This window comes from Pseudomonas sp. 2995-3 (genome assembly GCF_002742565.1).
Taxonomy (GTDB): domain Bacteria; phylum Pseudomonadota; class Gammaproteobacteria; order Pseudomonadales; family Pseudomonadaceae; genus Aquipseudomonas; species Aquipseudomonas edaphica.
On sequence record NZ_LJSB01000116.1, the window covers coordinates 1 to 351 of the forward strand.

1 protein-coding gene is annotated in these 351 nt (G+C 38.5%); it reads right to left on the minus strand.

Annotation, left to right across the window (positions count from 1 at the left end; all coding sequences use genetic code 11):
* On the minus strand, nucleotides 1-351 hold a 351-nt coding region (locus tag AOA62_RS05110), incomplete at both ends, for a hypothetical protein (RefSeq protein ID WP_218244072.1).

A 351-nucleotide genomic window follows, 5' to 3' on the forward strand; every position in this document is an offset into this window, starting at 1 on the left:
ATGTGTGTTACACCTAGTGCCTCAATGTAATCTAGCCTTTCAATAAATGCATCAAAAGTTCCCCACTGAGCGTCTAATTCATCTGCAATTTCATAGTCAGAAGTAAAGTCCCTAACATGTACTTCATAAATGATCGCGTCTTCTCTTTTTTCAAAACCAGGAATATTTGCAAAATCTAGTTCCGGTCCAATAGAAGATGGATCAACAATCGCAGCTTTTCCAATTGGATAATTCCCACCATTATGATCAGGATCAGCCCATGTCGCCATTGATTTTGCATACGGGTCAAGTGCTAACTTCGTCTCTTCACCATGAGTAATGCTGTAATGATAATAGTATCCTCTTAAATTG